At 68.5% G+C, this 18900-nt stretch carries 20 protein-coding genes and 3 pseudogenes; 13 read left to right on the forward strand and 10 right to left on the reverse strand.

The genetic code is table 11. The features are described from left to right. The first annotated feature begins 36 nt into the window (after positions 1-36). The gene (locus GPX89_RS12240; protein ID WP_157387593.1) at positions 37-879 is read left to right on the forward strand and encodes an acyl-CoA thioesterase; all 843 of its coding nucleotides are present in this window, start codon (positions 37-39) and stop codon (positions 877-879) included. Positions 880-909: 30 nt separating this feature from the next. On the opposite strand, the gene GPX89_RS12245 is transcribed toward GPX89_RS12240, so the two are convergent. Further along, complete coding sequence (locus GPX89_RS12245; protein WP_157387594.1) at positions 910-2181, reverse strand: hypothetical protein; 1272 nt, start codon at positions 2179-2181, stop codon at positions 910-912. Between the two features lie 48 nt (positions 2182-2229). Continuing rightward, positions 2230-3075 carry an alpha/beta fold hydrolase gene (locus tag GPX89_RS12250; RefSeq protein WP_328601757.1) on the reverse strand — a complete coding sequence of 282 codons (846 nt, stop codon included), beginning with the start codon at positions 3073-3075 and terminating at the stop codon, positions 2230-2232. Positions 3076-3135: 60 nt separating this feature from the next. On the opposite strand from GPX89_RS12250, the gene GPX89_RS12255 reads away from it, so the two are divergent. Beyond that, positions 3136-3744, forward strand: coding sequence for a TetR/AcrR family transcriptional regulator (locus GPX89_RS12255; RefSeq protein ID WP_235947089.1), 609 nt, complete (start codon positions 3136-3138; stop codon positions 3742-3744). Between the two features lie 30 nt (positions 3745-3774). Here GPX89_RS12255 and GPX89_RS12260 read toward each other — a convergent pair whose 3' ends face one another. The 5 genes from GPX89_RS12260 to mptB all read right to left on the reverse strand — a co-directional run bounded on the left by GPX89_RS12260 (position 3775) and on the right by mptB (position 8905). Then, the gene (locus tag GPX89_RS12260; protein ID WP_198347374.1) at positions 3775-4425 is read right to left on the reverse strand and encodes a class I SAM-dependent methyltransferase; all 651 of its coding nucleotides are present in this window, start codon (positions 4423-4425) and stop codon (positions 3775-3777) included. 37 nt (positions 4426-4462) lie between these two features. Continuing rightward, positions 4463-5440 carry a COX15/CtaA family protein gene (locus GPX89_RS12265; RefSeq protein WP_328601758.1) on the reverse strand — a complete coding sequence of 326 codons (978 nt, stop codon included), beginning with the start codon at positions 5438-5440 and terminating at the stop codon, positions 4463-4465. A 74-nt stretch (positions 5441-5514) separates the two neighbouring features. Beyond that, a complete protein-coding gene (locus GPX89_RS12270; RefSeq protein WP_157387595.1) occupies positions 5515-6297 on the reverse strand; it encodes an ABC transporter permease in 783 nt (260 codons plus the stop codon). Further along, positions 6294-7226, reverse strand: coding sequence for an ABC transporter ATP-binding protein (locus GPX89_RS12275; RefSeq protein WP_328601759.1), 933 nt, complete (start codon positions 7224-7226; stop codon positions 6294-6296). The genes GPX89_RS12270 and GPX89_RS12275 overlap by 4 nt, the downstream gene beginning before the upstream one ends. Beyond that, complete coding sequence (gene mptB / locus GPX89_RS12280) at positions 7223-8905, reverse strand: polyprenol phosphomannose-dependent alpha 1,6 mannosyltransferase MptB (RefSeq protein ID WP_328601760.1); 1683 nt, start codon at positions 8903-8905, stop codon at positions 7223-7225. Before mptB ends, GPX89_RS12275 begins: the two co-directional genes overlap by 4 nt. 240 nt (positions 8906-9145) lie before the next feature. On the opposite strand from mptB, the pseudogene GPX89_RS12285 reads away from it, so the two are divergent. The 5 genes and pseudogenes from GPX89_RS12285 to GPX89_RS12305 all read left to right on the forward strand — a co-directional run. Continuing rightward, positions 9146-9691: pseudogene (locus tag GPX89_RS12285) on the forward strand (MMPL family transporter); the annotation flags it as partial. Between the two features lie 72 nt (positions 9692-9763). Continuing rightward, positions 9764-10033 (forward strand): metal-sensitive transcriptional regulator, encoded by a 270-nt coding sequence (locus tag GPX89_RS12290; protein ID WP_157387596.1) that lies wholly within the window; start codon positions 9764-9766, stop codon positions 10031-10033. A gap of 24 nt (positions 10034-10057) precedes the next feature. Beyond that, positions 10058-10453 (forward strand): DUF302 domain-containing protein, encoded by a 396-nt coding sequence (locus GPX89_RS12295; RefSeq protein WP_157387597.1) that lies wholly within the window; start codon positions 10058-10060, stop codon positions 10451-10453. A gap of 59 nt (positions 10454-10512) precedes the next feature. Continuing rightward, the gene (locus GPX89_RS12300) at positions 10513-11106 is read left to right on the forward strand and encodes a TetR/AcrR family transcriptional regulator (RefSeq protein ID WP_157387598.1); all 594 of its coding nucleotides are present in this window, start codon (positions 10513-10515) and stop codon (positions 11104-11106) included. A 41-nt stretch (positions 11107-11147) separates the two neighbouring features. Further along, positions 11148-12167 (forward strand): zinc-dependent alcohol dehydrogenase, encoded by a 1020-nt coding sequence (locus GPX89_RS12305; RefSeq protein WP_157387599.1) that lies wholly within the window; start codon positions 11148-11150, stop codon positions 12165-12167. On the opposite strand, the gene GPX89_RS12310 is transcribed toward GPX89_RS12305, so the two are convergent. Continuing rightward, on the reverse strand, positions 12157-13053 hold the full coding sequence (locus tag GPX89_RS12310) for a sigma-70 family RNA polymerase sigma factor (RefSeq protein ID WP_157387600.1): 897 nt from the start codon (positions 13051-13053) through the stop codon (positions 12157-12159). The two genes, GPX89_RS12305 and GPX89_RS12310, sit on opposite strands and share 11 nt — an antisense overlap. A gap of 29 nt (positions 13054-13082) precedes the next feature. Here GPX89_RS12310 and GPX89_RS12315 point away from each other — a divergent pair, with 29 nt between their 5' ends. The 6 genes and pseudogenes from GPX89_RS12315 to GPX89_RS12335 all read left to right on the forward strand — a co-directional run bounded on the left by GPX89_RS12315 (position 13083) and on the right by GPX89_RS12335 (position 16896). Beyond that, positions 13083-13511: a DoxX family protein gene (locus GPX89_RS12315; protein ID WP_157387601.1), complete on the forward strand. Its 429-nt coding sequence runs from the start codon at positions 13083-13085 to the stop codon at positions 13509-13511. A 95-nt stretch (positions 13512-13606) separates the two neighbouring features. After that, a pseudogene (locus GPX89_RS44510) lies at positions 13607-13690 on the forward strand (hypothetical protein); the annotation flags it as partial. A 202-nt stretch (positions 13691-13892) separates the two neighbouring features. Then, positions 13893-14231: an FAD-binding domain-containing protein gene (locus GPX89_RS44515; protein ID WP_235947281.1), complete on the forward strand. Its 339-nt coding sequence runs from the start codon at positions 13893-13895 to the stop codon at positions 14229-14231. Positions 14232-14370: 139 nt separating this feature from the next. Then, positions 14371-14898: pseudogene (locus GPX89_RS12325) on the forward strand (thiamine pyrophosphate-dependent enzyme); the annotation flags it as partial. Between the two features lie 43 nt (positions 14899-14941). Next, positions 14942-15511 carry a peptide deformylase gene (locus tag GPX89_RS12330; protein WP_157387602.1) on the forward strand — a complete coding sequence of 190 codons (570 nt, stop codon included), beginning with the start codon at positions 14942-14944 and terminating at the stop codon, positions 15509-15511. Between the two features lie 116 nt (positions 15512-15627). Next, positions 15628-16896: a glycosyltransferase 87 family protein gene (locus GPX89_RS12335; protein ID WP_157387603.1), complete on the forward strand. Its 1269-nt coding sequence runs from the start codon at positions 15628-15630 to the stop codon at positions 16894-16896. On the opposite strand, the gene GPX89_RS12340 is transcribed toward GPX89_RS12335, so the two are convergent. Continuing rightward, positions 16886-17893, reverse strand: coding sequence for an LLM class flavin-dependent oxidoreductase (locus GPX89_RS12340; protein ID WP_157387604.1), 1008 nt, complete (start codon positions 17891-17893; stop codon positions 16886-16888). The genes GPX89_RS12335 and GPX89_RS12340 overlap by 11 nt on opposite strands. Positions 17894-17982: 89 nt before the next feature. Beyond that, on the reverse strand, positions 17983-18894 hold the full coding sequence (locus GPX89_RS12345; protein ID WP_157387605.1) for an NAD(P)H-binding protein: 912 nt from the start codon (positions 18892-18894) through the stop codon (positions 17983-17985). Positions 18895-18900 lie beyond the last annotated feature (6 nt).

Genomic DNA, 18900 nt, shown 5'->3' on the forward strand with positions numbered 1-18900 from the left:
GAATTCGCGCATTCGATCATGTGCGACCATGTCGCCATGGCTGGTGGAACCCACATGTGGCCGGTGGTCGACCTGGCCGACCTGCTCGACGTACTGGACCTGACCGAGGTCGGGTCCGGCCGGTTCCGCGCCCGCAATGTCACCTCGACGATCGCGACGACCCTCGGCAGCCAGACCCTGGCGCAGGCGGTCGTCGCGGCCGAACGGACGGTGCCGCGCATGGCCGTCCAGTCCGTGCACGGTGTGTTCCCGCGCGGTGGCGACGCGGCCCGGGAGGTCGACGTGGACGTGGAGGTGGTGCAGTCGGGCCGGGCGCTGGCGACGGTGCAGGTGTCTTTCCGCCAGGACGATCGCGAACACGCCCGTGTGCTCACCATGCTGAGCGCCGTGGAACCGGACTTCCTCGCACACGGCACCGTCCCGCTCGACGACGTCCCCGGTCCGGAGGACTGCCAGGAACTGCCCTGCGCGCTATTGCCCTGGGAGGTGCGAACTCTCGGCGGCGCGGACGCGCTCGCCCTCGACCTCGCCGCCCCGCCGACCCTCGACATCTGGATGCGCTGCGACAAAGCCCCCGACCAGCCCGGCCTGGCCCGCGCCCTGCTCGCCCACGGCAGCGAGGGTTTCCTCGGCCCGGTCGCCCTGCGCCCGTATCCCCAGGACGAGATCACCCGCCGCGGCGGGCGCGGGATGTCGGCGATGCTCGCCCAAACCATCACCTTCCACCGCCCGTTCACCCTGCACGACTGGCTGCTCCTGCGCTGCGAAAGTCCCTTCGCAGGCAACGGCCGAATGTTCGCCCGAATCCGGATATTCACGCGGACAGGCGAACCCGTGGCCTCCGTCGACGCGCAAGGCCTCATGCGCAGCGCGAACTGATCGATCCTGCATGGCCTCGGCCGCCGCACGTCAGGAAATTCTTGCGGCCGCCGCCCGCCGATTCTCGTCCTCTTCCATCGGATCGGCCGCGATCCGCGCCAGCCGCTCTCGGGCCCGCGGGATCGACAGGTCGACGCGAGAGATCGCAATCTCTCGCGTCGAGGACTCGCAATCCGTGAGGCACTCGACTGCCCTGGTGCGAGTGAATTCCGCTGAGAGACAACCCAATGCCTCCGCACAGCGGATCCTGAGATAGGAGTACACCGTGGTGTCGAAAACCGTTTCGATGATCGGGATCGCGGGGCGGTAGGTCAGCCTACGCAATGCGGCGACCAACGTGCATTGGGAATACATATAGTCGTCGCCGCCGGTGTGTGCCGCGACGAGGTGTTCGAGCAGCCGTGGCGCGTCGGACTGCTCGCCGAGATCACCGAGAAGCGACAGAGCGGTATAGCCGGGTTCGCCCTCGAGGTCGGCGTGCACTTCGGCCCAGGTTCTGGCACGCGGAGAGCGCAACTTCCAGAGCTGGTTGCGCGCCGCGATCCTGGCTGTCCAGGGAACAGTTTCATCCGCGAGCAATTCCGGCTCGACATCGAGAAGCATCGTCTCCCATGCCTCAGCCGAGAGAGTCGCGGCGGCGACTGCCGGGACGTGCCGCATCTCCCCGGCCGCGGCCAGGACGCGTTCCCGTTCCGCGGTCTCTCGTTCCGTGCGAGTACGCATCGTCGGCTCGGGGTTCGGATGTCGTTCCGCCGCGTCGAGAATCCTGTCGAGTCGCGCACTGCCCGCCCGCCATTGCGGCCACGGCGACGCCGAGAGATCGACCCATCGGGCCTCCGAAAGCAGTTGCTCGTCATCGGCCACCTCGAGCACTTCGTGGAGCAGTCCGCGAGCTTCGACGTGCTCGGCGAACGGCAGCAGTGCGCCGAGCGCCAACGACAGATCCCGGCCGGTCCGCAGGTAATGCCGCAATTCCCCGACGCTCCCGTCGATGTCGGCCTGCGCCAGGTGTTCGAGCGTGCCCACGGCGAGCCATGCGTCGGAATCGCCGTGCGGATCGGCCGGTCGCGCATACGCTGCCCGAAACCGCTTCGGGTCCACGCTCAGTTCGGCGGCCAGGGTCGCGTACAGCCAGCTGCGGTCCTCGACCTGATGGTCCCAGCGTGGGTCGTGAACGATGCAGTCGAGTACATGCTTCGCGGCTTGTTCCCGCTGCGCCGACGCCAGGTCGTAGCAAGCCCCGCGTCCCCGCTGGATCAGCCCCGGCAATGAATCCGAGTCCGCCCACACCGGTTCCGTCATCGCGTCGTCGTTCCCATTCCGGCCGGAGTCACGCCGCGACCCTATGGGTCACGATTCCCGCGAGGCCACCGAATTTCGGAGGAAGGGCAGGACGAGGTCCAGGAACTCCTGCGGTGCCGAGGAGAACGGGAGATGGCCGGTCGGGAGGACATGGAGTTGGGAGTTGGGGATGAGAGCGTGGGCAAGTTTGCCGTAGCGGAGAGGGAGGATGGGGTCCCGGCTGCCCCAGACGATGAGGGTCGGGGCAGTGATCTCGGGTGCTCGAGCGGTGAGGTCGTAGCCGGGGTCGTTGAAGCTGTGCCAGAGAGCAGAGTACGTGGCGCGTCCGGTGTCGGTGGCGCCGAAGCGGATCGCACGCTCGATCACGGCATCATCGTGCGGGGACATGGGTTTCGTGTAGTTCCGGACGCTGCGGGGCAGCCAGTACCGTGCGACCGGTCCGGAGCCGTAGAGGTTGCAGTAGGCCCGGGTCAGCGGGGATTGCCGGACGAATCCGCCGGTGTTGACCAGAACCAGGCCCGCGACCCGCTCGGGATGGTCCAGGGCGAGCCGGGCTGCGGCGAACCCGCCCACCGAATTGCCCAGGAACACAGCCGAATCCAGCTCCAACGCGGCCACGAGTTCGACCAGCGCGTCGGCGAACCCCACCGCCGTGACGTTCGGATTCGGCTCGGACGCACCGTGTCCCGGCCAATCGACCGCGATCACCCGATGCTCGGCGGCCAGCGCCGGAACGATCGGATCGAAGTCGTGATGGTCGTGCAGATTCGCGTGCAGCAGGACCACCGCCGGACCCGCACCGGTGTCCTCGTAGGCCAGCTCCCCGGCCGTCGTGTGCATGGTGTGCATCCGCACTGCCCTCCCGTCGATCGAATTGACCGTATGGTCACTCACTGACCATCCGGTCGGTCATGTACTCTGACCATACGATCGGCCCGACGAGCATGCAAGGGTATGGATTCGATGAATCTGCGGGAGGATTCGGCCGCGCGCACCCGCGCCGCCCTGGTCGACAGTGGTCTGCGCCTGGCCGAAACCCTGGGCCTGGCCGGCGTCAGCGTGAACGTCCTGGTCGCCGAACTCGGCGTCTCGAAGGGCACCTTCTTCCACCACTTCGGCACCCGCGCCAACTACCTGTTGGCCCTCCATCGTGAATTCCACGACCGCCTGCAAGCCGACATCGAATCCGCCATCGCGAACCAACCCCCGGGCCGCGACCGCCTCCGCACCGGCTCCACCGCCTACCTTGACGCCTGCCTCCGCGACCGCGGCGTCAAAGCCCTCCTCCTCGAGGCCCGCGCCGACCCGTTGATCGCCGACGAAGTCACGGCCCGCAACACCTTGAACGCCGCCCTCATCGAACCCGACTTCGCAACCCTGGGCTGGCCCCACCCTTCCTCCGCTGCCCGCCTCTGGGTGGGCCTGGTCGCCGAGGCGGCCCTCCTCGAACTCCAATCCGCCCACGAACAACCCGCCGTCCGGGAAACCCTCTGGCAGTTCCTCACGGACCGAACAAGATCGGGGAGCTCTGACGGCGGGAATCCGGATAAAACCCCACAGTGAGAGCTCCCTGATCTTGGTTCGTGCGCTGGATCAGAGCCGGTAGTGCGAGGCGACCGCGTCCTGGCCGGTGTAATTGGGGCCGACGTGGGCGTCCGCTCCTGCATAGCGGAAGTCCCAGTGCGGGAGCGCATTACCGGTGCGGGCGATGCGATGGGTGCGGGGGTTGTATTCGAATCCGTTGTGGCGCAATGCGGAGGTCAGGCGTCGGCCGAGGGGTGATCCGTCGGCGGCGCGGAGTGCCGATGCGTCGAAATTCGCCGCCAGACGTCCGTCTGCTGTGAGCCAAGAGGACATACGGGCCAGGGCGGCCAGCTTGTCGCCAACGTAATGGAGGGCGTGGACGCTGGTGATGAGGTCGACGGGTTCGTCGGGTTGCCAGGTCAGGACCGAGCCGGTGACCAGCTCCACGTCATCACCGGGAGATCCGCCGAAGTAGCCGACGAGATCCAGCCCGACGATTCGAGCCTTGCCCGACAAGGCCGGTGCCGCCTCGAAAAGCGCATGGGCACTGCCGCATCCGATATCGAGCCATCGCTGTGGCCCGGGACGGGTGAGCAACCAGTCGACCGGGTCGAAGCCGAGTTCGCGGCGATAGGCCGGTAAACGGCGGTCGCGGTTCATGGCCGAATTCGCTACTACCGCAGTCTGTTCCAGGCTGGCGTCGTCGAGTAGCTCGGTCACGGGACCATTGTGCCGGAGCCCGGCTCCGGCGGCCGGGTTACGCGGTGACCGAGTCGACCGGTGTGGGCGACGAGGCGGGCAGCGGTTCGCGGGTGCGCAACGCTCCCCACAGGGCGGCGGTGGCGGCCGTGCAGGCGGCCGCGCCACCGACGTGGAAGGCCACCAGGACGGCCGGAACGTGCGTGAAGTACTGGACGATGCCGATCGCGGCTTGGCCGAGGACCAGGGCGATGACCACGACGAGACGGGTGTAGATCGTCTTGTTCATGCCGACCGCGGCCAGGCCGCAGGCGAGACCGACCAGCAGGGCCAGGTAGGCGACCAGCAGTTCGGCGTGCAAGTGGACCAGGGTCGTGATCTCGACCTGGAGACGTTCGACGGGCTTCGCGGCGCTCTTGTCGCCCGCGTGCGGGCCCGCGCCGGTGACCAGGGTGCCCGCGATCAGGGTCGCGGTGAGCGCCACACCGCACAGCGCGGTCAGCAGCCGCATCGGTTTGGGCACCTGCACCGTGTCGATGCCGTCGTCGGGCTGTCCGACCTTGACCCACAGCAGCGCGGCCAGCCACACCATCAACATGGACGCCAGCAGATGCACCGCGACCGTCCACCACAGCAGTCCGGCGCGCACGGTGATGCCGCCGATCACCGCCTGCAGCACGGTGCCGCCGGGCATGAGCCAGGCGTAGACGAGGACCTCGCGCCGCCGCCGCGCGCGGGTGACCGCGAGCACGATGGCCGCCGCCGCCAGGGTGACCACGAAAGTCAGCATGCGATTGCTGAATTCGACCACCTGGTGCAGCACCGGCACCTCGGCCACCGCGGTCGGCACGAAGCTGCCGGGGAAGCATTGCGGCCAGGTGGGGCAGCCCAGACCCGAGGCGGTGACCCGAACCACCGCACCGGTCACCGAGATTCCGGCCTGCGTCAGAACTACCAGGAAGGCGATGAGTCGCTGCACCCGCATCGAAGGCATCGGGAACAGATCGGCAAGTCGCTGGAAGGCGCGTGACAGCACGCGTCGATGGTAGCGGGGCGGTATTTCGCCCCGTCACCCGCCCTACTACAACGTGTCGTTAAACACCGTGAGCGTCAATCGAATTTGAAGAAGCGGGTCGCCAGCCACCCGGCCAGCCCACCCCAGCCCGCCAGCACCGCGAGCCCGTACCAGTCGACGCTGGTGCGCATCGCCTGCTCCAGGCACTCCGAGAGCGCCCCGGACGGAATGATCCGCGCGATCAGACTCACCGCGTGCGGCAGATCGTCGGACATGAACACCAGGCTCGCCGTCCCGAGCATGACGAACCACAGAATATTGGCCAACGCCAGCACGACCTCGGCCTTGAGCGTCCCGCCCAGCAGCAGTCCCAGCGCCGCGAAGGTAGCGGTCCCCAGCGCGATGACCACCGCGCCCAGTAGCAGCCCGGCCAGCGACGGCCGCCACCCGAGCGCGAAACCGATGGCCCCCAGCAGAACCGACTGCAGCACCACCACGATCAGCACCGCCGAGCACTTGCCCGCCACGATGCCCCATCGCGGCAACGGCGTCGCCCCGAGCCGCTTCAACGCCCCGTAGCGCCGATCGAACCCGACCGCGATGGCCTGCCCGGTGAACGCGGTCGACATGATCGCCACCATCATCACCGCCGGCACCACCCGGTCCACCCGATGCTCGCCCAGCCCGCTCACCGGCAGCAGCGACAATCCGATCAACAGCGTGATCGGGATGAACATGGTCAGCAGCAGCTGTTCCCCGTTGCGCAGCAACAGGATCAGCTCCATGCGCGTCTGCGCCGCCAGCATCTTGGCGCGCGTGGTCGGCTGCGGTGCGGGGGAGAAGGTGCCCGCCGCGAATCGGTTCACGGTCTCGCTCATCCGCGCAGCTCCCGCCCGGTCAGTTCGAGGAACACGTCTTCCAGCCGGCGCTGGTCGATGCGAATGTCGGTGGGCAGCACGTCGATACGCGCGCACCACGCGGTCATGGTGGCCAGCACCTGCGGGGTGATATCGCCCTGCAGCAGGTAGGAGCCGGGCGCGGTCTCGCGTGGCGTGAACCCTTCCGGCAGTGCGGCTTCCAGCAGAGTCAGGTCGAGCTTCGGCGGCGCGGTGAAGGCCAGCCGCCCCTCGGCCCCGTGCGAGGTGACCTCGGCGGGCGTGCCCTGGGCGACCACGCGCCCGTGGTCGATGATGACCAGCTGGTCGGCGAGCTGTTCGGCCTCGTCCATCATGTGCGTGGTGAGCAGCACGCTGACCCCGTCGCGGCGCAGCGCGTCGATGAGCTCCCACACCAGATGCCGTGCCTGCGCGTCCAATCCGGCGGTCGGCTCGTCCAGGAACACGATCTCGGGCCGCCCGACCAGCGCGCACGCCAACGCGAGCCGCTGCTGCTGACCGCCCGAGAGCCGCCGATAGGGCGTGCGCCGGGCGTCCTTGAGTCCGAGCGTGTCCAGCAGCCAGGCCGGATCGAGCGGATTCGCCGAGTACGACGCGACCAGATCCAGCATCTCCCCGGCCTTGGATCCCGGGTACGCCCCGCCGCCCTGCAGCATCACCCCGATGCGCGGTCGAAGCTGATCGGAATCGGCGATCGGGTCCAAGCCCAGCACCCGCACCCGCCCGGCGTCGGGCGCCACGAAGCCCTCGCACATTTCGGTGGTGGTGGTCTTGCCCGCCCCGTTGGGCCCGAGCAGCGCCAGCACCTGTGCGCGTTCGATATCGAAGCTGATGCCGTCGACCGCGGTGGTCTCGCCGTAGCGTTTCACGACGCCGTCGACACGTACGGCGGGTCCGGAAGCTGCGGTCACGAAGAGACACCGTAAGGCGTGGGCCGCTGTGACGGAGCCGACACCCCCGGCTGATTGCGCCACGGCAGCACATTTCGGGTGAAGAAGATGAACAGCAGTCCCACTATCACGGTGGCGATGGCGGATTCGACGATCTGGAAGACGTAGAAGTCCGCGCCGCGCGGCATCACCATCACCGACACCACGACCGAAAGCACCACGGCGGGCACCCGGAACGCGCGCGTATTGGCCCACGCGGCCAGCGGCACGATCGCCCACAGCAGATACCACGGCTGCACGACCGGGAACAGCAGCACGATCGCGCCGAGCGAAACGCCCAGCGCGCCGATCGCGTTCAAGCGTCCGGTCCAGGTCGCGATGAGCATGCGCAGCGTCACGAAACCGGCCGCGATCTCCGCGATGGGCCGGGTGATGTCGAGCAGGGCGGTGGTGTGGTCACCGAGCCCGAGCAGCACGCCGCCGAATCCGGTGATGATCCCGATGGCCGTCGGCAGCGAGAGGTAACTGCGCACAGTGGTGGCGGTGGCAATCGTATTGACCCAGCCGAAGCCCAGGCCGCTGGCGAAAGCCACGAACAGTGTGGTGGCCACGGCTATGGTGCCGAGCACGCCGCCGACGATCAGGAACGGTTTGAACCCGCGCCCCATTCGGCGTGCGGCGGCCATGCCGACGAATCCGAGGGCTACCAGTGAGGGCATCTTCACCGCTGACGACAACGTGATCACGACGGCGCCGAAAATCAGCAGCGCCCAAGCCCGTTGATCGAAACGCGGAGCGTCCTCGATGGCGCGCATGCAGAATTCGAGACCCGCCAGCATGAGTCCGATCATGAGCGCGTCATTGTGGACGCCGCCCACCAGATGGAACAGCACCAGTGGATTGGCCGCGCCCAGCCACAGCGCGCTCACTCCCGCGACACCGCAGCGCCGCGACAGCCGGGGCAGCGCCCACACCATCAGCGCCACGCCGGCCATGACCAGCGCCCGGTGCATCCACACCCCGAGAATGATGTTGTCGCCGGTGATCTGCGCGATGCCGCGTCCCATCCACAGGAACAACGGCCCGTAAGGTGCGGAAGTCTCCCGCCAGATGTTGGGCACATTGTTGGTGAGCACATTGCTGAGCCCCAGCCCGGCGACCGGTCCGACGGAGTACGGGTCCATGCCCCGGGCCGCGATCTCGCTCTGTGCCAGATACGAATACACGTCATTGCTGAACATGGGCGGCGCGACGCTGAGCGGAAGAATCCACAGCAGCAGTGTCCGGTCCATCTGTGAGCGGCTGAGCCGGTGGCGCGGATCCCCGCCCCACCCGCCGATGGCGAAGCGGCCCAGCAGAAGCCACGCCATGATCACCAGCACCGTGCCGATCATGCACATGGCCAGGGTCGAGGTGCCCGCGCGCGCGAAGAACCCGAGCACCCGCATGCCCGAGATCGGGTTCTGGTGCACCGGCTGCGCGCCGACGCCCAGCGCCGACACCGCCATGATCACGGCTCCGGTCGCGCCGAGCAGCCGGATCCGCATCAACTGCAGGGTTTCGTGGCGGTCCAGCCCGGGCCGGTCGGCGTCGACGCTGTGCAGGACGGCCACGGTGTGATCGGCGGCGGGGACGTCCAGGCCCAGGGCCCGGCGTCCGACTTCGATGACTCTGCGCCGCGCGCCTTCCACTACAGCCACATCTGCGAAGCCTAGTCCGGCGGCGGGCCGGTGACGCCCAGCGCATGGCCGGAACGCGGGTTCGGATGGGTGCCCATGGTTTGCCGTGGGGCACCTCGCTGTCGCATCGATACCCCCCGGTGTGGTTTCGATATACCCCAGGGAGTATGGAAAGAAGCCGGATGCGAAGTACGACAGTCGGCGTCCCCGACGCTTCTCCGATCACGACCGCCCCGGCGGTGCACTGGGCCGCTTCGGGTCCCTCATGGCCGATCGCGCCCGCTGTGGAGCGACTTCAACAAGGCCAACCACGACGCCATGGTGAAGGCCGAAATGTTCTTCCGGCCGGTCACTCTGGCGATCATGGTGCTGGCCTTCGGCTCGCTGGTGGCGGCCGGACTGCCGCTCCTGCTGACCCTCACCGGACTCGTCGCCTCGGCGGGCGGGCTGGTGTTGCTGAACCATGTCACGCTGATCTCGGTGTGGGCCATGAATTCCGCCATGATGTTCGCCCTGGCGCTCGGCATCGACTCCGCGCTGTTCGTGGTGTCGAGCTTCGGTGACGCCATTCGCGGCGGGACCTCACCGCGCACCGCGGTCGCCGTGACCATGGGCACCGCCGGCAAGGCCGTGCTGCTCTCGGGTCTGACCGTGCTGGTGAGTCTGTCGGCCGTGCTGGTCGTGCCCGCGCCCGCGGTGCGCACCATGGCCGTCGGCATCATGTTCGCGGTGGCGTTCGTGCTGCTGGCGACCCTGACCCTGCTGCCCGCCGTGCTGGGTGCGCTGGGCTCGAAGGTCGATGCGGGGCTCGCTCAGCTCCGGGCACTGTGATACCCCCAGGGGTATGATGGGGTCATCGGACTCGGGAAAGGAATCGCAATGATCGGTGACGACGAAGCCATCGCGCAGGTCCTCAACCGCCTGCGGCGGGCACACGGACAGCTCGCGGGCGTCATCTCCATGATCGAGCAGGGTCGTGACTGCAAGGACGTGGTCACCCAGCTCGCGGCGGTGTCGAAGGCTCTGGACCGGGCCGGATTCAAGATCGTCGCCACCGGTCTGCGCGACTGCCTGACCGGCGAGCAGGCCGAGAACTCCGAGCCGATGACCGTCGAGGAACTGGAAAAACTCTTCCTGACGCTGGCCTAGCGAACGGGATCGAAAGGAACACCCATGGCACTCGCGCTGTCGACCACCCTGCACACCGATTTCGCCGACGCGGTCGAACGAACCCGGAAAGCCCTGTCCGACCAGGGTTTCGGCGTGCTCACCGAGATCGACGTCACCGCCACGCTGCGGCAGAAGCTGGGCGCGGAGATGGAGGACTACCTCATCCTGGGCGCGTGCAATCCGCCGTTGGCGCACGCCGCCCTCGGCGTGGATCGCCAGATCGGGCTGCTGCTGCCGTGCAATGTCGTTGTGCGCAAGGATCCTTCGAACGACGACGCCGTCCTCGTGGAGGCCATGAATCCGGAGCTGATGGTGCAGGTGGCGGGTGATCCGGCGCTGAAAGAGGTGGCCGACACCGCCGCCGCCAAGCTGCGCGCGGCCATCGCGGCCCTCGGTTGATCCACTGCGCGAACACGATTCGCCCTGCCGCTGTCGGACCCCGCTCATACTCTGGATGAATGGTGTCCGATTCGAAACGGCGAATCGAGGTGGCCGCGGCCGGGTTGCTCGCCCGTCACGGCTATCACGGATTCGGGCTGAAGAAGTTGAGTGAGGCGGCGGGGCTGCCGTACGGGTCGATCTACCACCACTTTCCGGGCGGGAAGGAGGAGATCGCGGTATCGGCCATCACCGGCACCGGGGTGCTGGTGGGCCGCATGATCCGCCAGGCCCCGGGGGATGTCTTCGGCACGGCCGCAACCCTGTTCGACTTCATGGCCGCGAAGCTGGCCGAAACCGGCTGGACCGACGGCTGTCCGGTGGGCACGCCCGCGCTGGACGGCGGCAGTGATGTCGAATCCGTGCGCAGCGCTTGTGTATCGGCGTTCGATGCCATGGCGCACGGCTTCGCGGAAATGCTGACCGAGATGGGCATGGAGCCGGGGGAGGCGCATGCGCTGGCCACCACGGTGGTGGCGGCCTACGAGGGTGCGACCATTCTCGCCCGCGTCCGCCGCACCGATGAGCCGCTGCACACGGTCTCGACCGCCATGGCGCGCTTGATCCGCCTGAGTCTGGCGGAAGTCTCTGCCGCCGAAGCGAATTCACCCTAGGGAGGGTTGACTAGAAAGAACGTTCTAGCGAAGATCGATCAATGAAGCGACTCGTGCTCGACGCCCCCGATTCCCTGCACTGGGACGACATCGACGAACCCGTCCTCGATGCCCCCGACCAGGCCCTGGTCCGCCCGGTCGCGGTCGCGACCTGCGATATCGACCCGGCCGTCATCCAGGGCCGGTTCCCGCTGCAGGGCCCCTACGCCTTCGGTCACGAGGGCGTGGCCGAGGTGATCGCCGTCGGCGACGAGGTGACCACTGTCCGCCCGGGCGACAAGGTCGTCGTCCCCTTCCAGATCTCCTGCGGCGTCTGCGATTCCTGCCTGCGCGGCCGCACCGGCAACTGCACCACCGTCCCCTTCATGTCGTCCTACGGCCTGGGCCCGATGGGCGGGCTGAACTGGGGCGGTTTCTGGTCGGACCTGGTCCGGGTCCCGCACGCGGACGCCATGCTCGTCCCGCTGCCCGCCGGCGTGGACCCCGTCTCGGTGGCCAGCGCCAGCGACAATATCTCCGACGCCCACCGCACCGTCGCCCCGCACCTGGCGGACCGGCCGGGCGCGGAGGTGCTGGTGCTCGGCGGCCCGGCCGCACCCTCGATCGGGCTCTACGCCGCGGGCCTGGCGCTCGCGCTGGGCGCCGCGCGCGTCGTCTACCTCGACACCGACCCCGAAAGACTGGCCATCGCGGCCAGACTCGGCGCCGAACCGATCGAGGGCAAACCGACCGAACGAGTCGGTCGCTTCCCGATCACCGTCGAGGCCGCGGGCGGGGCCAAGGCCCTGGTCGCGGCCATTCGCGCCACCGCCAATGACGGCACCTGCACCAGCGTCAGCGTCCAGACCCAGGACGTCGCCCTGCCCATGCTCGAAATGTATTCGCGCTGTTGTACTTTCCACACCGGTCGCGCCCACGTGCGCCCCACCATTCCGCAGGTCCTCGACCTCGTCGCGACCGGCCGCTTCGATCCGAGCCTGGTCACCACCCGCACCGTGGCCTGGGAGGATTCCATCGACGCACTGCTCGAGGGACCGGTCAAACTCGTTGCTACGCGCTGAAGTCCGGGACCGCCAGCGGTAGTCGCGCCAGCGCCTCCGGTTCGGCGATCACCTCGATGCGGGTGATCCGCTCGCCCTCGATGGTGAACGCCATGACCGCCGGCGCTTCCCCGCGCGCCGCCACCAAGGCCCCCACGCGCCCGTCCACCAGCACGATGGTCGCGAACTCGGCACGGGCGGCGAACCCGGCGGCCAGGCGCGCCACGACCCGCGTACCTTGCGCGCTGACCGGAACCCGGCCGGGCGCGGCGACCCGATCGGCGGACACGGTGATGTCGGGGGCGAGCACACTGAGCACGGCCCCGATGTCCCCGGCCCGCACGGCCGCCAGGAACGCCCGCACGATTCGGTGTTCCCGCAAGGTGTCCGGCCCTACCTCGTCGACCTCTCCGATCACGCGATGGCGCGCCTTGCTGGCCAGCAGCCGGGCCGCGTTGGGCGACCGGTCCAGGATCTCGGCGATCTCGTAGAACGGCACCTCGAACATGTCGTGCAGCACGAACGCGACGCGCTCGGCGGGGTGCAGCCGGTGCAGCAGCACCAGCACCGCTCGTTCCATATCCTCGGTGAGCAGGGCCTGATCCTCCGGCCCGCCCACCGCGGGCACATACGGAAGCCCTTCGGGGACAGCGGTTCCCAGCGGGTACTCCCGCGTGACCCGCCGCGATCGCAGCCCGTCCAGGCAGATGCGGGACAGCGCGGTGGTGAGCCAGCCGTCGAGATTGCGTATGCCGTCGATATCCGCGCGGCTCAACCGCAACCACGTCTCCTGCACCGCGTCCTCGGCCTCGCCCGAGGCCCCGAGCATCCGGAAGGCCAGTGCGGTCAGCCTGCCGCGCCGCCGCTCGAAACGTTCCGCCGGGGAACCCGTGTCGTGGTCGGACATACTTCGCGCCTGCCGAACGTCACAGTGTCATGACTACACAATCCATCGTCACACGAATCGTTCCCGACCGCGCGGTCGTGTACCTGTACTGGACCACCACCATCCTGGTCGTGGCCGAGCTGGCGGTCGGGGGCTGGTGGGACGTCACCCGGATCTCCCTGGCCCGTGATGTCACCGTGCAGCTGGGCTACCCGACCTATTTCCTGGTCATCCTGGGCACCTGGAAGCTGCTCGGCGCGCTCGCACTGGTGGTTCCGCGCTTCCCGCTGGTGAAGGAATGGGCCTACGCCGGTGCGTTCTTCGTCTACACCGGGGCCATCGCCTCCCACCTGACCACCGGCTACGCCCGCCACGAAGTCCCGATCCTCACCGTCATGGCGCTGCTGACGGCCATCTCCTGGGCGACCCGCCCCGCCGACCGCCGCACCCACGCGCCGAACCCGGCCGCGGTGCGCTGATAGCTTGTGCGGCTGATCCTCCGCGAACATTCCCGCGTTTGCTCTCGACTCTCTCCGAGCTGGACGCCGAATTGCGGGCGCTGGGCGTGCCCGTGGTGATCCGCCGGGGCGCTATCGTGGACGAGGTCGCGCGGGTCATCGCCGAAATCGGTGCGAGTGCCGTCCATATCGCCGCGGATGTCAGCCGCTACAGCCGAATCCGCGAGCAGGGCCTGCGCGATCGGGCCCGCGCCCTCGGGCTGCCGCCTGGTCGTGCATCCCGCCGCGGTGACCATGATCGACCCGTCGGAGCTGCGCCCGGCCACCGGCCGCGACCATTTCTCGGTCTTCACACCGTATTTCCGCCGTCGGCTCGAAACGCCGCTGCGCCCCGAGGACTGGATGCCCGGCCGCGCTCGCCTGCTGGCCGCGAGCTTCCTCACCAAATCCCTCGGCGTGGACTGGCGGCTCGGCGCGAACCACTTCCTGACCTGGCTGGTCGACGGCGATATCGCCGACAACCAGATGAACTGGCAGTGGGCCGCGGGCACCGGCACCCGCCCCAACCGGGTGCTGAACCCGGTGTGTCAGGCCGAGCGTTTCGACCCCGATGGCGACCACGTGCGCCGCTGGCTGCCCGAACTCGCGCACCTGCCCGGCGGCCGGATCCATAAGCCGTGGCGCGCAATACCTCCCGTCCCCGGCTACCCGCCGCCGCTGGTCGAGTTCAACGGCATGTGAAGGCCGGGCCGCGTCGCGGTCTGGCAACAATGCGGCTGTTCCCTGCTCGGAGTGGGTTACGGTGCGACGGTCGGTCAGGCTCGGTCTCGGCAACTGCGCGCACCGCAACGGCGCCTCGGTGCTGGCCATCGCCTCGCACATCGGCTCCTGGCGGCACGGCACCATGGCCAACACGCTGCCGCATGCCATCGGCGCGCAGACGGCTTTCCCCGGGCGGCAGGTGATCTCGATGTCCGGCGACGGTGGCCTGGCCATGCTCATGGGTGAACTGCTCACCGTGTGGCGGCATCGCCTCCCGGTCAAGATCGTGGTCTTCAACAACTCCACCCTCGGCATGGTGAAGCTCGAGATGCTGGTCGAGGGCCTGCCCGACTAGGGCACCGACCAGGAACCGGTCGACTACGCGAGTATCGCCGTGGGCGTGGGCATTCCGTCGATGCAGGTCAGCGATCCCACGCAGGCGCGCGCCGGGCTGACCAAGGCGTTGGCCGAGCCCGGCCCGTTCCTGCTCGACGTGGTCACCGACCCGAACGCGCTGCCGCCCAGGATCGACGCCGCGCAGGTGAGGGGCTTCGCGCTGGCCGCGGGCAAGATCGTGCTGGCCGGCGGCGTCGGCCGCATGGTCGACATGGCCCGCAGCAACCTGCGTAATATCCCGCGCCCCTGACCCCGGCGGCAACCGTCCGGCATCGGTCTGGGAGAAATAGGGCATGGCTGTTCGACCGATCTTGATCGCCGGTGACCCCCGACTCTCCGCACCGGCCGTACCCGTCACCGAATTCGACGACGAGCTGGCCGCTTTCGTCGAGGACCTGTTCGAGACCAATACCGCGGCCCGGGGCGCGGGCCTGGCCGCCAACCAGATCGGCGACCCGCGTGCGATTTTCATCTACGACCTGATGACCGCCGAAGGCCGCCGACGCGGTTACGTGGTCAACCCGGTCATCGAGACCTCCGAGATCCCCGAAACCATGCCGGATCCCGACGACGACACCGAAGGCTGCCTGTCGGTGCCGGGGGAGTGGTTCCCCACCGGCCGCGCCGACTGGGCGCGCGTCACCGGCGTCGACATCCACAACGAGCCGGTCTCCGTCGAGGGCACCGGCTATCTGGCCCGCTGCCTGCAGCACGAGACCGATCATCTGCGCGGCCACCTGTACCTGGACCGCCTCATCGGGCGAAATCAGCGCGCCGCCAAGAAGATGATCAAGGCCAACGGCTGGACCGAACCCGGCCGCTCCTGGCTACCCGGCCAGGACGTCGATCCCTTTCACGGCTAGGTTCGCCACCACACCCAGAATCTGAAATGCAAGCACTTACAATTCGGGGCAGGTGATCTCGGGGCGCTCTCTCTACGGTGAGGCGGCAATCGGAACCCAGAGCTCGAGGGGCTGACATGCCGTTGCCGGTGATCGACGGAGCCGCGGCCGCGAATCCGGATGTGCCCCACCAGCGCTCGATTCCACTGGTCGCGGTGTGGCTGGTGGCGGTGCTGGGCGCACTGGCCGGGTTGCAGTGGCTGGGCATGGCGGTGAGGGACCCGCGGGCGATGCTGCACCTCGAGGATCTCGACGCCTACCGGATCGCGGGGAGCCGGGTGTTGCACGGCGTTTCGCTGTATGACACACCGCTGCATCCGAATACGCGCAGCGGCTGGGATTTCGTCTACACCCCGTTCGCCGCCTTGCTGTTCGTGCCGCTGACGGCGTTGCACGGTGCGGTGTTCACCGGGGTCGGCGGGCTCGCGAACTTCGCGATGCTCACCGGCGCGGTGGTCGCGGCCCTGTCGATCCTCGGCTACCGGCGCGACCGCCGCATGCTGATCCTGGGCCCGGCCGCCGCCGGTCTGCTGCTGTTCTGCGAGCCGATCCGTTCGACCATGGCCTTCGGGCAGATCAACATCCTGCTGTTGCTGCTGGTCCTGGCCGACACGGCGCTGCCGGACTCCGCGCGTGGCAAGGGAGTCCTCATCGGCATCGCCACCGGGATCAAGCTGACCCCGGCGTTCTTCATCCTGTACCTGGTGGTGACCGGGCGATTCCGTGCGGCTGCCACGGCATCCGGCACTCTGATCGCCACCATGGCGATCGGGCTGGCCGTGCTGCCGAAGGATTCGCTGGCCTTCTGGGGTGGCGTGTTCGCCGACTCCTCCCGCATCGGCGCACCCGACACCCCGTACAACGAATCCCTGCGCGGGCTGATCGCCCGCTCGCTCGGCTCGGGCGGCGGGGCGCAAGTGCTGTGGCTCGCCGCGGCCCTCGCCTTCGCCGCCGTCTGCCTGGTGCTGGCCCGCCGCCTGTCCGTCTCCGGTCGCGAACTTCCTGCCGTGATCCTGTGCGGTCTGACCGCCACCGTCGTGTCGCCGTTCAGCTGGATCCACCACTGGGTGTGGCTCGCGCCGCTCCTGATCTACTTGGCGCACTTGGCGATTCGCCACCGATCGCTCCCGATCGCCGCTGTCCTGCTCGCGGTCTTCCTCATCTGCGCGGGCGGCTTCTACAGGTTGTTCGGCGTGTACCGCGAGCACATCCTGGACTTCGAGAACCACGGCCTCGCGGAACTTCTCGTCCACAATGCCTATACCTGGCTCGTCCCGATGTTGTTCGGGGCCACCGTGATCGCCCTGCGCCGCGGGGCCCCGTCAGGAGAACGCCTCAGCGCGTGACGGATTCGCGCGCGGCCATCGCCGCTCCGGTCAGCTCGATCGAGCGCACCCGATCGTCGACGTTCTGGGCGTGATGCGCCGTGATCAGCTCGTCGGCCTGAATGTCGCCGGCGAAATCCTCCAGGTACGCAACGACTTCGGCGGGCGTGCCGACGGCGGTGTAGGTCGTCATCTTGCGCAGATGCCCGCCCTGCGGCGTGCTCAGGAAGGCGTCGATCTCCTCGTCGGAGAACTCCATCCCCTTGGCGCTGCGCTTGATGAAGGCCCGCGCCCGGTTCCGGTAGGCGACCGTCTTCTGTTCCTGGGCCGCGTCCTGGCTGTCCGCGGCGAACACATTCACCCCGGCGATCACGTACGGCTCGGCGAGCTGCTCCGAGGGCTGGAACCGGTCCCGGTACTCCCGCACCGCCTGGTGCAGGGCGTCGGGTGCGAAATGCGAGGCGAACGCGTACGGCAGCCCGAGGTGCGCGGCCAGCTGCGCCCCGAACAGCGACGACCCCAGAATGTAGAGCGGCACAATCCCTTCCGCGCGCGGCACGGCCTTGATGCCCGGAATCACCGAGTTCCCGGTCAGATACCCCTGCAACTCCAGCACATCCTGCGGGAACGTGTCCGCCGACGACGGATTGCGCCGCAACGCCCGCATCGTCTCCTGATCGCTGCCCGGCGCGCGCCCCAGCCCGAGGTCGATCCGCCCCGGATACAGCGACTCGAGGGTCCCGAACTGCTCGGCGATCACCAGCGGCGAGTGATTGGGCAGCATGATCCCGCCCGCGCCCAGCCGGATCGACTCGGTGTGCCCGGCCACGTATCCGATGAGCACGCTGGTCGCGCTGGACGCGATCGATCCCATGTTGTGGTGCTCGGCATACCAAACCCGCTCATACCCACTGCGTTCCGCCGCCTGTGCCAGCGCGACGCTGTTGTGGAAGCTGTCACGCGCGGTCTGACCCGGCGCGATGGCGGCGAGGTCGAGAAGGGACAGTGCGACGGGCATGCTGGCACCGGCTTTCCTGGATCGGCTGTCGTGGTCACGGGTGGGCGCTGTGACACCCACCCCCTATGACAATTCGATTGGCATCGAACTTATGCCCGGAACGCCACCGCGTTCTCCGCGGCCCAGTCCCGCACATCGCGTGCCGGCCGCCCGGTGAGCTCGGCGACGGTCGTGGTCACCAGGTCCGAGGGCGGCCGGAATTCGGCCATCGACAGCAGCGAGGCGATGAGCCGAGCGGGCAGTCCCGCCCGCGTCATCGACTCCCGCGCCACGTCCAGCGGCAGCGCCTCGAATCGCAGTGACCGGCCCAGCGCCTCGCCGATGGCCTGGACCTGATCGGCCCGGCCGACCACGCGCGGCCCGGTCACGAGATATGTGCGCCCGGTATGCGAGTGATCGGTGAGCAATTCGACCGCCACCGCCGCGATATCGCCCTCGTGCACCACCGCGGTCGGCGCAACCTCGGTCCCGCGCACCACGTCGCCCGCCCGGATCTGCCCGGCCCACCCCAGCGCGTTCGAGGCGATGGTGTCCGCCCGCAGCACGGTCCAGGGCACCCCGGACTCCGCGAGCAGCGCCTCCATCCCGGCATGCAGCTCGGGAATCAGATCCGATTGCGGCCCTTCGTCGTTCACCGTCGTCGACGACAGATAGACCACCCGCCGCGCGTGCCCGCCGAGCACCTTCAGCACCTCGGCCGCGCCCTCGGTCCCGTGGAACGGCCACACCAGGAACACGGATTCGACGCCGTCCGCGGCCGCCGCCAGCGACTCCGGCTCAGCCAGATCCCCGCGCACCACCTGCACCCCTTCGGGAAATTCCGAGCTCTCCGGATCTCGAGCCAGCGCTCTGGTCGGTACCCCCTTCGCGTTCAACTGGGCAACTACCTGTCGTCCGACGTTTCCCGTCGCACCCACCACGAGCACTGTGTTCACCCCGTCGAAAACCTGCACCGTACGAGCGGAATTTCCGAATATATCGTGGTCCAGCTCACACCCCATCGCATC

This window comes from Nocardia terrae (assembly GCF_009760405.1).
GTDB classification, from domain to species: Bacteria; Actinomycetota; Actinomycetes; order Mycobacteriales; family Mycobacteriaceae; genus Nocardia; species Nocardia terrae.

Bases quoted from the DNA above. Each gene is read 5' to 3' on its own strand.
- GPX89_RS12240 (WP_157387593.1), top strand. From the start codon at position 37: ATGGCTGGTGGAACCCACATGTGGCCGGTGGTCGACCTGGCCGACCTG.
- GPX89_RS12245 (WP_157387594.1), bottom strand. From the start codon at position 2,181: ATGACGGAACCGGTGTGGGCGGACTCGGATTCATTGCCGGGGCTGATC.
- GPX89_RS12255 (WP_235947089.1), top strand. From the start codon at position 3,136: ATGGATTCGATGAATCTGCGGGAGGATTCGGCCGCGCGCACCCGCGCC.
- GPX89_RS12270 (WP_157387595.1), bottom strand. From the start codon at position 6,297: ATGAGCGAGACCGTGAACCGATTCGCGGCGGGCACCTTCTCCCCCGCA.
- GPX89_RS12290 (WP_157387596.1), top strand. From the start codon at position 9,764: ATGATCGGTGACGACGAAGCCATCGCGCAGGTCCTCAACCGCCTGCGG.
- GPX89_RS12295 (WP_157387597.1), top strand. From the start codon at position 10,058: ATGGCACTCGCGCTGTCGACCACCCTGCACACCGATTTCGCCGACGCG.
- GPX89_RS12300 (WP_157387598.1), top strand. From the start codon at position 10,513: ATGGTGTCCGATTCGAAACGGCGAATCGAGGTGGCCGCGGCCGGGTTG.
- GPX89_RS12305 (WP_157387599.1), top strand. From the start codon at position 11,148: ATGAAGCGACTCGTGCTCGACGCCCCCGATTCCCTGCACTGGGACGAC.
- GPX89_RS12310 (WP_157387600.1), bottom strand. From the start codon at position 13,053: ATGTCCGACCACGACACGGGTTCCCCGGCGGAACGTTTCGAGCGGCGG.
- GPX89_RS12315 (WP_157387601.1), top strand. From the start codon at position 13,083: ATGACTACACAATCCATCGTCACACGAATCGTTCCCGACCGCGCGGTC.
- GPX89_RS44515 (WP_235947281.1), top strand. From the start codon at position 13,893: ATGCCCGGCCGCGCTCGCCTGCTGGCCGCGAGCTTCCTCACCAAATCC.
- GPX89_RS12330 (WP_157387602.1), top strand. From the start codon at position 14,942: ATGGCTGTTCGACCGATCTTGATCGCCGGTGACCCCCGACTCTCCGCA.
- GPX89_RS12335 (WP_157387603.1), top strand. From the start codon at position 15,628: ATGCCGTTGCCGGTGATCGACGGAGCCGCGGCCGCGAATCCGGATGTG.
- GPX89_RS12340 (WP_157387604.1), bottom strand. From the start codon at position 17,893: ATGCCCGTCGCACTGTCCCTTCTCGACCTCGCCGCCATCGCGCCGGGT.
- GPX89_RS12345 (WP_157387605.1), bottom strand. From the start codon at position 18,894: ATGGGGTGTGAGCTGGACCACGATATATTCGGAAATTCCGCTCGTACG.